Source organism: Bacillus sp. FSL M8-0049, assembly GCF_038593355.1.
GTDB lineage: Bacteria > Bacillota > Bacilli > Bacillales > Bacillaceae > Bacillus > Bacillus safensis.
In genome coordinates, this window is the sequence record NZ_CP151986.1 from 1,492,010 (window position 1) to 1,504,186 (window position 12,177).

Consider the following 12,177-nt stretch of genomic DNA (forward strand, 5'->3'; position numbering starts at 1 on the left):
AATGTTGATAAGGGCAGCCTTTCAAACCGATACAGGAAAAGTCCGTCAGCATAATGAAGATGATGCAGGTATTTTTGAAGCAAAAGAAGACACCCTTCTAGCTGTTGTAGCAGATGGAATGGGAGGTCATCTTGCTGGTGATGTCGCCAGCAGGATGGCCGTCTCTTCTTTAAAAGAATACTGGGAAGAAACATCTTCAATTCCAGCAAAACCAGCAGAGCAAGAAAGCTGGTTAATCTCAAAAATTAGTGACATTAATGATCAAGTATATGAACATGCGAAAAACAATGAGGAGTGCCAAGGAATGGGGACAACCATTGTTTGTGCGCTCGTTCATTTGCAAACGGTCACAATTGCCCATATTGGCGACAGCCGCTGCTACTTGCTGAGAGAAGGAGCACTGACCCAGCTAACGGATGACCATTCACTTGTAAATGAGCTTGTGAAAACAGGTGAAATTTCTAAAGAGGATGCAGAATATCATCCAAGAAAAAATGTGCTCACGAAAGCATTAGGAACAGATAAGCACGTTCAAATTGATGCACATACTTTTGAAGTAGACCCAGGAGATCAAATCCTGCTTTGCTCAGATGGTTTATCCAATAAAGTAGAAGAAGAGAATTTGATTCATATTTTAACGCAAACGACCGCACCAGATGAAAAAGTAACAGCATTAATCCAAACAGCGAATGACAACGGCGGTGAAGATAACATTACAGCAGTATTGTTAGAAATCTCCTCCCAGCCAGAGGAGGGTGACAGCAAGTGTTGATCGGAAAACGGATCAGCGGCCGTTATCAGATTCTTCGCGTCATAGGCGGAGGCGGAATGGCAAACGTTTATTTGGCGGAGGATATGATTTTAGATCGCGAAGTCGCGATTAAAATTTTGCGCTTTGACTTTGCAAGCGATGATGATTTTATTAGACGTTTCCGGCGCGAGGCGCAGTCAGCCGCAAGTTTAGATCATTCAAATATTGTCAGCATCTACGATGTAGGGGAAGAAGATGACATTTATTATATTGTCATGGAATATGTCGAGGGGATGACGCTGAAAGAATACATACATGCCAATGGCCCGCTTCATCCGAAAGAAGCCGTTCGCATTATGGAGCAAGTCGTTGCGGCAATGGAAGAAGCCCATGCAAAGCAGCTCGTCCACCGGGACATTAAGCCTCACAATATATTAATAGACAACATGGGGAATATTAAAGTCACTGATTTTGGGATTGCCATTGCACTCAGCTCAGCGACCATCACCCACACAAATTCGGTTCTAGGATCCGTGCACTATTTGTCTCCAGAGCAAGCCCGCGGAGGTCTTGCGACGAAAAAGTCAGACATCTATTCACTTGGAATTGTGCTCTATGAACTCATTTCTGGACGCATGCCATTTGAAGGGGAATCAGCTGTCAGTGTTGCGCTGAAGCATTTGCAATCAGAGCCGCCATCTGTAAGAAGGTGGAATCCTTCTGTTCCACAAAGCGTGGAAAACATCATTTTAAAGGCAATGGCCAAAGATCCATTTTATCGATATGAAGATGCATCTGAAATGCAAAAAGATCTGCAAACTGCTTTCGACCCTTCAAGACTAAAAGAAAAACGCTTTGTCATTGAAGAGGATCATGAAGCAACGAAAGCGATCCCAATCATTCAAGATCATCAAGTCGATCAAGACAATGAAAAAACAGCTGTCCATCCGGTGAAAAAACCGAAGAAAAAAGAGAAACAAAAGCCGAAAAAGAAACGAAAAAAATGGCCTTGGGTTGTGGCATCCATCCTGTTTATTCTAACTGCTGCGACCATTTTAGCTATCACTGTGTTTCCCGGACTGCTCTTTCCAAAAGATGTTGAGGTCTCTGATGTATCTGGCATGACGATTGAAAAAGCAGAGGACACCTTGAAGAAAGCCGGTTTTACCGTCGCCTCTGAACCAATTGAGATTGCTGATGAAAAAATTGAAAAAGGGCTTGTCGTCAAAACAGACCCGAAAATCGGCACAAAGGTAAAAGAAGGAACCGAGATTCAGCTTTACCAAAGTACTGGCAAAGAAAAGACCGAATTACCTGATGTAACAGGTGAAAAGGTTGATAAAGCAAAAGAATTATTAGAGAAAAAAGGGTTTAAGCAAGTTGTTGTGGAGGAAGTAAATGATAATGACACCGAATCTGGGATTGTCATGGAACAGAAACCTTCAGCGAGTACTGAGCTGGTGGCAGCAGATGAAGAAGTGACGTTGACGGTCAGCATAGGTCCTGCCGATATTACTTTGCGGGATTTAACGACATATAGTAAACAGGCTGCATCGAATTATTTAGAGGATAACGGATTAAAGCTTGATGAAAAAGAAGCGTATTCTGATGATGTGCCAAAAGGTGAGGTAATGAAGCAGGAACCAGGAGCTGGTACTGCTGTGAAACCAGGTGATACGGTTAAAATCACCTTCTCACTCGGACCGAAGAAAAAACCGGCTAAAACGGTGACTGAGAAGATTGCCATCCCGTATGAACCAGTCACTGAAGGGCAAGAAATGACCGTTCAGATTTCCATTGACGATGCTGAGCATAGCATTTCTGATTCATATGAAACCTTTAACATCACTGCACCAACTGAACGGACCATTAAATTTAAGATTGAACCAGGTCAAAAAGGATACTATCAAGTGACAGTTGATGATAAGGTCGTAAGCTCTAAAACGATCGAATACCCTGACGATGAATAAAGGAGGGACTTTATGCCTGAGGGCAAAATTATTAAAGCATTAAGCGGATTTTATTATGTGCTCGATGAGTCTCTAGAAAGTGGAAAAGTGATTCAGTGCAGAGCGAGAGGTATTTTTCGGAAAAACAAAATCACACCTCTTGTTGGAGATTATGTTGTATATCAAGCGGACAACGATAAAGAAGGCTACTTATTAGAAGTAAAAGAGCGGACAAACGAACTTGTTCGTCCGCCTATTAGTAACGTCGATCAAGCGGTGCTCGTTTTCTCTGCGACAGAACCAACCTTTAGCACATCGCTTTTAGACAGATTTCTAGTGCTGGTGGAAGCAAATGATATTAAGCCGATTATCTGTATCACAAAAATGGACTTATTGAAAACAGATGAAGAGCTTGAAAGTATTCAAGGCTATGCAGAGGACTACCGGCAAATTGGATATGATGTTCATGTAACATCCACGATCGAGGGAGACGGAATTGAAAAGCTGACCTCGCATTTTCACAATAAAATCACTGTATTTGCCGGTCAGTCTGGTGTAGGTAAGTCCTCTCTTTTAAATGCGATGAGTCCTGATTTGGCGCTGAAAACCAATGATATTTCCTCTCATCTTGGAAGGGGGAAGCATACGACAAGACATGTCGAACTCATTCGTACAGCAGAAGGGCTCATTGCAGATACACCTGGCTTTAGCTCGCTCGAATTTACCGGCATCGAAGCGGAAGATTTAGGCCTTTACTTTTTAGAAATTAAAGAGCGGAGTGCAGATTGTAAGTTTAGAGGCTGTCTGCACGTGAAAGAGCCTGGCTGTGCGGTAAAAGGCGCGGTCGAACAAGAGCAAATCAGAGCGTATCGCTATCAGCATTATTTAGAGTTTTTAACTGAAATCAAAGACAGAAAGCCGAGGTACTAACTCATGGTTTATATTGCCCCTTCCATTTTATCAGCAGATTTCGCCAATTTGGAGAAAGATATCCGTGATGTGGAACAAGGCGGAGCGGATTACATTCATATCGACGTGATGGACGGCCATTTTGTACCGAATATTACATTTGGACCGAATGTTGTGGAAGCGATCAGACCGCATACAAAGCTGCCGCTCGATGTTCACTTAATGATTGAGCAGCCAGACCGGTATATTCCTGCATTCGCAAAAGCAGGTGCTGACATTATTTCTGTCCATGTAGAAGCTTGTCCGCACTTGCACAGAACGATACAGCACATAAAAGAACAAGGCGTAAAAGCAGGCATCGTCTTGAACCCGCACACACCTGTTTCTCAGATTGAGCATGTATTAGAGGATGTAGACCTTATCTTATTCATGACGGTGAATCCTGGTTTTGGCGGACAGGCGTTTATTCCATCTGTCCTCACGAAGGTAAAAGAAGTGAAGTCCCTTAGCGAACAAAAGGGCTTATCAGACTTACTCATAGAAATAGACGGCGGTGTCAATGTAGAGACTGCAAAGAGCTGTAAAGAGGCGGGCGCTAACTTACTTGTGGCCGGCTCAGCGATATACGGTAAAAACAACCGTGCAGCAGCCATTCAGGCCATTCGAGAAGCGTAAAAAAAGGAACCAAAGTCACTCTGATCTTTGGTTCTTTTTACATGGAGAGGAGCGTATATCATGCACATACATATCGTAGCCGGCGGTCCTTTTGATTACATCCCGCCCCTTGAACATGAAGCATCACAGGACGATATTCTCTGGGTCGGTGTAGACCGGGGGACGCTCTTTTTACTAGAGCACGGCATCATGCCTGCCAAGGCTTTTGGTGATTTTGACAGTGTGACAGAAGAAGAGCTTTGCGAGCTGAAAAAGAAATTGCCTGCCTTGAATGTATTTCAGGCTGAAAAAGATGAAACCGATTTAGAGCTTGCGCTGAACTGGGCCATGCGCCAGCACCCTGCGCATATTCACATTTACGGCATTACAGGAGGAAGGGCTGATCACTTTCTAGGAAATATTCACCTTCTATATCAAGGCATTCAGCACAAGCAGAACGTCACTCTTGTAGATAAGCAAAATATCATTCAAATGTTTGGTCCTGGTACATACGAAATAAAAGAAGACCCTGATAAAAAATATGTGTCGTTTCTGCCCTTTGGTACATCGGTTGAAAAGCTGACATTAAAAGGTTTCAAATATCCTCTGAAAAATTGTCATATTGAGCCTGGTTCCACACTATGTATTAGTAACGAACTCATCCACTCAAATGGTACTTTTTCTTTTCATGAAGGCATATTAATAATGGTAAGAAGCAAAGATTGACCAACCTATCAATGTGGATGGCTGATTAAGCTCAATTGTGCTGCAAGCGGTACTTTTAGGAGGGGGACAAAATGAAATTTTATACAATCAAACTGCCTAGATTTCTTGGCGGCATTGTCCGTGCGATGCTTGGTTCATTTAAAAAAGATTAATGAGTAATCTCCTTTATTTCCACATAAAAACGCCTGCTACAGTTTATTGTAGCAGGCGTTTACTCTTCTTGCTTATACACGCTCAACTTTACCAGATTTCAAAGCTCGAGCTGATACATATACTCTTTTAGGCTTACCGTCCACTAGAATACGAACTTTTTGAAGGTTCGCGCCCCATGTACGTTTTGTAGAGTTCATTGCGTGAGAACGGTTGTTCCCAGCTTTTGTTTTTCTGCCTGTAATAACGCATTTACGTGCCATTTGTTTCCCTCCTAACTGCGAAAACATCATCATATTCTTCATATACGTACTTAGAGATGCCTCAAGATACTTTAATAATTTACCACAGCTTCAAGGGGTTTGCAAGGATTGTTTACTCCTCTTTCAAGAAAAATACCTTGACATCTTGATAAAAAATCAAGGCTATAGTATAAGTAGGATTGGGTCGGATTGAATGATTTCTTTTAAAAAGAAGGGTCTTATAGTAAAATAGTGATAACTCAGGGCAATTTCTCAAAAAGGGGGAACCAATGTGTCCATTGAACTTAGAACGAAATACGGACAAATTGATATATCAAATGAAGTCATTGCAATGGTGGCAGGAGGCGCTGCGATCGATTGCTATGGTATTGTTGGCATGGCGTCCAAAAACCAAATTAAGGACGGCTTGACGGATATTCTCCGCAAAGAGAACTTCAGCCGGGGTGTTCTTGTGCGTCAGAAAGAAGACCGCATTCATATTGATATGTACATCATCGTCAGCTACGGTACAAAAATATCAGAAGTCGCACATAATGTTCAAACGAAAGTCAAATATACGATTCATCATACAATTGGACTTTCTGTTGACTCGGTCAACATTTATGTACAAGGAGTAAAAGTTACGAACCCGTAGTAAGGAGGAAATATATTGTCTATTAGAAATCTTGATGGCCGCTCATTTGCAAAAATGATTCTTGCAGGTGCTCACCATCTTTCTCAAAACGCACAAATTGTGGATGCGTTAAATGTTTTTCCAGTGCCAGACGGAGACACGGGGACAAATATGAATTTGTCGATGACTTCAGGGGCAAAAGCAGTTGAAGAAACAAACACCGATCATATTGGGAAGGTCGGCGTGGCCCTGTCAAAAGGGTTATTGATGGGCGCAAGAGGAAACTCTGGCGTGATCCTGTCACAGCTCTTTAGAGGTTTCAGTAAACATATTGAACAAAAAGAAACAATTGATGCAAAAGAATTTGCTCTTGCCTTACAGGCGGGTGTTGATACAGCATATAAAGCCGTGATGAAACCGATTGAAGGAACGATCTTAACAGTTGCAAAGGATGCAGCAAAGAAAGCGGTTGCTGTTTCAGCAGCAGAGGATCAAATTGACCGCGTTCTAGAGTTAACGATTGAGGAAGCAAGAGCATCACTTGATCGAACGCCAGATCTGCTTCCTGTCTTAAAAGAAGTGGGTGTTGTCGATAGTGGAGGTAAAGGACTTCTATGCGTATATGAAGGTTTCCTTGCTTCATTAAGAGGTGAAGAACTTCCTCCTAAATCGGCTTCTTTACCTACGCTAAAAGAACTCGTTAGTGCAGAGCATCATAAAAGTGCACAAAGCCATATGAACACAGAAGATATCGAATTTGGCTACTGTACTGAATTTATGGTGAAATTTGAAGAAGACAAACAGTCCTTTGATGAGAATGCCTTCAGAGAAGACTTAAGTGAATTCGGAGATTCACTTCTTGTGGTGTCTGACGATACACTGGCGAAAGTTCATATTCATGCCGAGCAGCCAGGAGATGTTTTATCATATGCACAGCGCTACGGCAGCTTGATTAATATGAAAATTGAAAACATGAGAGAGCAGCATAGCTCAATCGTGAACGAAGAAAGAGAACATGTGCCTACTGCACCAAAAGCACCTGCTGCTGAAAAACAGCGCTTTGGTGTGGTCAGTGTCGCAATGGGAGAAGGAATTGCTGACTTGTTCAAAAGCATCGGAGCTTCCGTCGTCATTGAAGGCGGGCAGACGATGAATCCGAGCACAGAAGACATTGTCACAGCAATAGAAAGCGTACATGCCGAAACCGTCTTTATCTTACCTAATAATTCTAATATTGTCATGGCAGCTAAACAGGCGGCAACTGTCTCAAACCGTGAGGTCGTTGTCATTCCGACGAAGACCGTTCCTCAAGGAATGTCGGCACTTCTTTCTCTCAATGAAGCAGCTTCAAATGAAGACAATGAAAGAGCGATGCTAGAAGCGATTGACCATGTGAAAAGCGGGCAAATTACCTTTGCAGTAAGAGATACTCAAATTGATGGAATCGACATTGCGAAAGGTGACTATATGGGTCTGTTCAACGGGAAAATCACGTTAACAGCGAAAAATCAATTAGATGCAGCAAAAGAACTTCTAACCAAAATGGTGACAGAAGATGATGAGATTGTCACCATCATTAAAGGAGAAGATGCATCATCTGATGAGCTGGATGTGTTACAAGCCTTTATTGAAGAAACATTTGAAGATGTAGAAGTTGAAGTCCACGATGGAAAACAGCCGCTTTATTCATATATTTTAGCGGTTGAATAACGAAAGAAGGGCAAATAAAGCCCTTCTTCTTCTTTTGCAATTTTTTACTAGCCATTCAACGGTGAAATGAGTTGCGGGAAACGAATGAATCCATTAGTCTAAAGAAAGAACCAAACCATACGCGAGTGGTGATGAGAGGGGAAGACCTATGAAATTTAGAAGTGTGTTTGATATTATTGGACCTGTCATGATTGGGCCATCAAGTTCGCACACAGCGGGTGCGGCTCGTATAGGGAGAGTAGCCCGCAGCTTATTTGGAAGAGAACCGAAACGAATTGTCGTTTCATTTTATGGTTCTTTTAAAGATACGTATAAAGGACACGGTACAGATGTCGCCATTATCGGCGGTGTTCTTGACTTTGATACATTTGATGAACGAATCAAAACAGCGATTGATATTGCAAAAAGCAAAGAGATTGACATTGAATTTAAAGAAGAAGAGGCGGTGCCGGCGCATCCGAATACAGCAAAAGTAGAGATTTCAGATGCGAACGGAAGCCTTGAACTAATCGGGATTTCCATCGGCGGAGGTAAAATTGAAATCACAGAATTAAATGGCTTTGAGCTCAGGCTCTCAGGGAATCATCCTGCTATTCTTGTGGTTCATAACGATCGCTACGGGACGATTGCGGCAGTTGCCAATGTCTTAGCGAAATTCGCCATCAACATCGGTCATATGGAAGTGGCGCGTAAAGATGTCGGGCAAGAGGCACTGATGACGATTGAAGTAGATCAAAATATTGACCCAGCTGTCCTATCAGAGCTAGAAACGCTGCCAAACATTATTCAAGTCACACAAATTGCAGAGTAACAACAAGGAGGTTATGAATGATGTTTAAAAACGTCAAAGAACTCGTGCAGCTAACAGAAGAACGGAATACCTCCATTTCAGAAATTATGATTGTGCAAGAAATGGAAGTGACAGGGAAGTCACGTGAGGAAATTTTCTCCCAGATGTACCGCAACCTAGAAGTGATGGAGCAGGCCGTTGAAAATGGGCTGAAGGGTGTGAAATCATTATCAGGCTTAACAGGCGGAGATGCAGTCAAACTTCAAGCCTATATCGCATCAGGCAAAACACTGTCTGGTCATACGATATTAGATGCTGTCAGTAAAGCAGTTGCAACAAATGAAGTCAATGCTGCAATGGGAACCATTTGTGCCACGCCTACAGCAGGCTCAGCAGGTGTTGTACCAGGTACGTTATTTGCAGTAAAAGAAACATTAAAGCCAACAAAGGAACAAATGGTCAGATTCCTATTTACTTCTGGCGCATTTGGTTTTGTTGTGGCGAATAACGCCAGCATTTCCGGTGCAGCAGGTGGCTGTCAGGCAGAGGTAGGTTCTGCATCAGGGATGGCGGCAGCAGCTATTGTCGAGATGGCAGGCGGGACACCGCAGCAATCTGCAGAAGCGATGGCGATTACACTGAAAAATATGCTTGGACTTGTTTGTGATCCTGTAGCGGGACTTGTCGAGGTACCGTGCGTGAAACGAAATGCAATGGGTGCATCTAACGCCATGATTGCAGCAGACATGGCTCTTGCCGGCATCACAAGCCGCATTCCATGTGATGAAGTCATTGATGCGATGTACAAAATCGGTCAAACGATGCCAACGGCTCTTCGCGAAACAGCCCAAGGCGGTCTCGCAGCGACACCGACAGCAAGAGAGCTTGAAAAGAAGATTTTCGGAGGTGTGACCTCATCTCGTGATACAGAAACTGCAAGATAATGTCTCTGTCCTGAAGGGGATTGGAGAGGAAACCGAAAAAACACTCAATGAACTTGGAATCTACACAGTAGCCGATTTACTCGGCTACTTTCCTTATCGATATGACGACTATGAGCTTCGTAACTTAGAAGAAGTAAGGCATGACGAACGTGTCACAGTTGAAGGAAAAGTACATAGTGAGCCCGTTCTCACCTATTATGGCAAAAAACGAAGCAGGCTGACATTCAGGCTGCTTGTCGGGCGTTTTCTCATTACGGCGATTTGTTTCAATCGCCCGTATTTAAAACGAAGTCTTGTGTTAGGTGATACAGTTTCCGTCACAGGAAAATGGGATAAAAACCGTCAATCTATCATGGTGCAGGAATTTAAAAAAGGGACGCACGAGCAAGATGGCAGTATAGAGCCCGTTTATTCAGTAAAAGAAAATGTGACCGTGAAAATGATGAGGCGCTTTGTAAAGCAAGCCTTGTCACTTTATGCAGACAAAGCTGAAGATCCATTGCCAAAGCAGCTTGTTTCTGCCTATAAACTCATGTCCTATCAGGAAGCATTAAAAACCATTCATCTCCCAGAAACAAGAGACTCGCTCAAGCAAGCAAGACGCCGTTTTGTGTACGAGGAATTTCTCATCTTTCAGCTGAAGATGCAGGCGATTAGAAAGAAAGAACGAGAGAGAACATCAGGCATCCAGCATCCGTTTTCCAAAGAGGCAGTTTTTGAGTTTGTTGACAGCCTGCCATTTCCGCTGACGAAGGCACAATCAAGAGTGCTTGATGAAATCATGTCGGACATGGCGTCTCCATATCGAATGAACCGGCTGCTCCAAGGAGATGTAGGTTCAGGGAAAACAGCTGTTGCGGCCATTGCGCTTTATGCCGCTCATTTATCAGGTTTTCAAGGTGCATTAATGGTCCCAACAGAAATTTTGGCAGAACAGCATGCCGATTCACTTTACCAGCTGTTTGAAAAATGGGGGCTGAATATTGCCCTTTTGACAAGCTCTGTGAAAGGAAAGCGACGCAGAGAATTGCTTGAACGTTTAAAAGAAGGCGAGATTGACATATTAGTCGGCACGCACGCACTCATTCAAGACGAAGTCGAATTTCAGCAGCTCGGTCTTGTCATCACAGATGAGCAGCACCGGTTTGGCGTAGAGCAGCGGAAAAAACTAAGAAGCAAGGGGCAGGACCCAGATGTCTTGTTTATGACGGCCACACCTATTCCGCGAACACTTGCGATTACTGTCTTTGGAGAAATGGACGTCTCCGTCATTGATGAATTGCCAGCTGGCAGAAAACAAATTGAAACGTATTGGGTGAAGCATGACATGCTTGAGAGAATTCTTGCTTTTGTGGATAAAGAGCTGAGAAAAGGCAGACAGGCATATATTATTTGTCCGCTCATTGAAGAATCAGACAAGCTGGATGTCCAAAATGCGCTTGATGTCCATAGCATGCTCACTGAGGCATACCGCGGCAAGTGGTCGATTGGCTTAATGCATGGGAAGCTGGCGAGTGATGAAAAAGATCAGGTCATGAGAGCCTTTACCGCAAATGAAGTACAAATTCTTGTTTCAACCACAGTTGTTGAAGTCGGGGTCAACGTACCGAATGCAACCATCATGGTCATTTATGATGCAGACCGCTTCGGACTGTCTCAGCTTCATCAGCTAAGAGGCCGGGTCGGACGAGGAGAGCATCAATCATTTTGTATTTTAATGGCTGATCCAAAATCCGAAACGGGGAAAGAGCGGATGCGGATCATGTCCGAAACAACTGATGGCTTTGAGCTGTCCGAAAAGGACTTAGAACTAAGAGGACCCGGCGACTTCTTCGGTAAAAAACAAAGCGGGATGCCTGAATTTAAGGTAGCAGATATGGTTCACGACTATAGAGCGCTGGAAACGGCTAGAAAAGATGCAGCTGACCTTGTCCAATCGGACGCCTTTTGGACTGATCCCGAATACAAAGAACTCCGGCAAACGCTGATAGACAGCGGTGTGCTGGGAGGAGATAAATTAAGCTGATCAAATGCTGGAGGAATTTTCTTGTCTTTTTGAAACAAGGATTGATTTATCATCTATGAGATTATATACTACTATTAGTACCTAGTCATAAATGTACGGATGGTGTCTGCATATGAAACTAAATAAAAAAGAACGTCAAAAGCTTCTCCAGCAAACGATCAGCTCGACTCCATTCATTACTGATGAAGAATTGGCAAGTAAATTCGGTGTCAGCATACAAACGGTTCGTCTTGATCGTTTAGAGCTGTCGATCCCTGAATTACGCGAAAGAATTAAGCATGTGGCCGAAAAGACATTAGAGGATGAAGTAAAGTCACTTCCACTGGATGAAGTGATTGGAGAAATGATTGATGTAGAACTTGATGACCAAGCCATTTCCATTTTAGAAGTGAGAAAAGAGCATGTATTCAGCCGAAACCAAATTGCCAGGGGACATCATCTCTTCGCCCAGGCAAATTCGCTGGCAGTTGCCGTCATCGACGATGAACTGGCTTTGACAGCAAAAGCGAATATCAGGTTTACAAGGCAGGTGAAACAAGGCGAAAGAGTCGTCTCTAAAGCCAAAGTAGCCTCACATGATAAAGAAAAAGGAAGAACCGTAGTTGAAGTAAACAGCTATGTTGGTGAGGAAGTTGTCTTTTCAGGTGACTTCGTCATGTATCGCTCAAAACAAAAGTAAAAGGTGGCACGTA

General features: G+C 43.2%; 13 protein-coding genes. 12 read left to right on the forward strand and 1 reads right to left on the reverse strand.

All coding sequences use genetic code 11. From position 1 onward, the window contains the following. Position 1: 1 nt before the first annotated feature. The 6 genes from NSU13_RS07630 (at position 2) to spoVM (ending at position 5,141) form a co-directional block, all read left to right on the forward strand. Positions 2-772 (forward strand): Stp1/IreP family PP2C-type Ser/Thr phosphatase, encoded by a 771-nt coding sequence (locus NSU13_RS07630; RefSeq protein WP_034281746.1) that lies wholly within the window; start codon positions 2-4, stop codon positions 770-772. Continuing rightward, entirely contained in the window at positions 766-2,721 is a 1,956-nt protein-coding gene (gene pknB / locus NSU13_RS07635; protein ID WP_081124366.1) for a Stk1 family PASTA domain-containing Ser/Thr kinase, read from the forward strand. The genes NSU13_RS07630 and pknB overlap by 7 nt, the downstream gene beginning before the upstream one ends. A gap of 12 nt (positions 2,722-2,733) precedes the next feature. After that, positions 2,734-3,630 (forward strand): ribosome small subunit-dependent GTPase A, encoded by an 897-nt coding sequence (rsgA, locus tag NSU13_RS07640; RefSeq protein WP_041117357.1) that lies wholly within the window; start codon positions 2,734-2,736, stop codon positions 3,628-3,630. A gap of 3 nt (positions 3,631-3,633) precedes the next feature. Next, complete coding sequence (gene rpe / locus NSU13_RS07645; protein WP_041117359.1) at positions 3,634-4,284, forward strand: ribulose-phosphate 3-epimerase; 651 nt, start codon at positions 3,634-3,636, stop codon at positions 4,282-4,284. A gap of 60 nt (positions 4,285-4,344) precedes the next feature. After that, positions 4,345-4,989, forward strand: a complete 645-nt coding sequence (locus NSU13_RS07650) for a thiamine diphosphokinase (RefSeq protein WP_041117361.1) — start codon at positions 4,345-4,347, stop codon at positions 4,987-4,989. A 71-nt stretch (positions 4,990-5,060) separates the two neighbouring features. After that, on the forward strand, positions 5,061-5,141 hold the full coding sequence (gene spoVM, locus NSU13_RS07655; RefSeq protein ID WP_008354550.1) for a stage V sporulation protein SpoVM: 81 nt from the start codon (positions 5,061-5,063) through the stop codon (positions 5,139-5,141). Positions 5,142-5,213: 72 nt separating this feature from the next. On the opposite strand, the gene rpmB is transcribed toward spoVM, so the two are convergent. Further along, a complete protein-coding gene (rpmB, locus tag NSU13_RS07660) occupies positions 5,214-5,402 on the reverse strand; it encodes a 50S ribosomal protein L28 (protein ID WP_003212514.1) in 189 nt (62 codons plus the stop codon). Positions 5,403-5,673: 271 nt separating this feature from the next. Here rpmB and NSU13_RS07665 point away from each other — a divergent pair, with 271 nt between their 5' ends. The 6 genes from NSU13_RS07665 (at position 5,674) to fapR (ending at position 12,164) form a co-directional block, all read left to right on the forward strand. Continuing rightward, positions 5,674-6,036 carry an Asp23/Gls24 family envelope stress response protein gene (locus NSU13_RS07665; RefSeq protein WP_008344871.1) on the forward strand — a complete coding sequence of 121 codons (363 nt, stop codon included), beginning with the start codon at positions 5,674-5,676 and terminating at the stop codon, positions 6,034-6,036. Between the two features lie 15 nt (positions 6,037-6,051). Continuing rightward, on the forward strand, positions 6,052-7,725 hold the full coding sequence (locus NSU13_RS07670; protein WP_041117363.1) for a DAK2 domain-containing protein: 1,674 nt from the start codon (positions 6,052-6,054) through the stop codon (positions 7,723-7,725). 148 nt (positions 7,726-7,873) lie between these two features. Further along, positions 7,874-8,536, forward strand: coding sequence for an L-serine ammonia-lyase, iron-sulfur-dependent subunit beta (gene sdaAB, locus NSU13_RS07675; protein ID WP_024424201.1), 663 nt, complete (start codon positions 7,874-7,876; stop codon positions 8,534-8,536). 20 nt (positions 8,537-8,556) lie between these two features. After that, complete coding sequence (sdaAA, locus tag NSU13_RS07680; RefSeq protein ID WP_024424200.1) at positions 8,557-9,459, forward strand: L-serine ammonia-lyase, iron-sulfur-dependent, subunit alpha; 903 nt, start codon at positions 8,557-8,559, stop codon at positions 9,457-9,459. Further along, entirely contained in the window at positions 9,437-11,485 is a 2,049-nt protein-coding gene (gene recG, locus NSU13_RS07685) for an ATP-dependent DNA helicase RecG (protein ID WP_081124367.1), read from the forward strand. The genes sdaAA and recG overlap by 23 nt, the downstream gene beginning before the upstream one ends. Positions 11,486-11,597: 112 nt before the next feature. Next, positions 11,598-12,164 (forward strand): transcription factor FapR, encoded by a 567-nt coding sequence (gene fapR / locus NSU13_RS07690; protein WP_024424199.1) that lies wholly within the window; start codon positions 11,598-11,600, stop codon positions 12,162-12,164. Positions 12,165-12,177 lie beyond the last annotated feature (13 nt).

Bases quoted from the DNA above. Each gene is read 5' to 3' on its own strand.
- rpe (WP_041117359.1), top strand. From the start codon at position 3,634: ATGGTTTATATTGCCCCTTCCATTTTATCAGCAGATTTCGCCAATTTG.
- NSU13_RS07650 (WP_041117361.1), top strand. From the start codon at position 4,345: ATGCACATACATATCGTAGCCGGCGGTCCTTTTGATTACATCCCGCCC.
- rsgA (WP_041117357.1), top strand. From the start codon at position 2,734: ATGCCTGAGGGCAAAATTATTAAAGCATTAAGCGGATTTTATTATGTG.
- spoVM (WP_008354550.1), top strand. From the start codon at position 5,061: ATGAAATTTTATACAATCAAACTGCCTAGATTTCTTGGCGGCATTGTC.
- sdaAA (WP_024424200.1), top strand. From the start codon at position 8,557: ATGTTTAAAAACGTCAAAGAACTCGTGCAGCTAACAGAAGAACGGAAT.
- NSU13_RS07630 (WP_034281746.1), top strand. From the start codon at position 2: ATGTTGATAAGGGCAGCCTTTCAAACCGATACAGGAAAAGTCCGTCAG.
- sdaAB (WP_024424201.1), top strand. From the start codon at position 7,874: ATGAAATTTAGAAGTGTGTTTGATATTATTGGACCTGTCATGATTGGG.
- rpmB (WP_003212514.1), bottom strand. From the start codon at position 5,402: ATGGCACGTAAATGCGTTATTACAGGCAGAAAAACAAAAGCTGGGAAC.
- fapR (WP_024424199.1), top strand. From the start codon at position 11,598: ATGAAACTAAATAAAAAAGAACGTCAAAAGCTTCTCCAGCAAACGATC.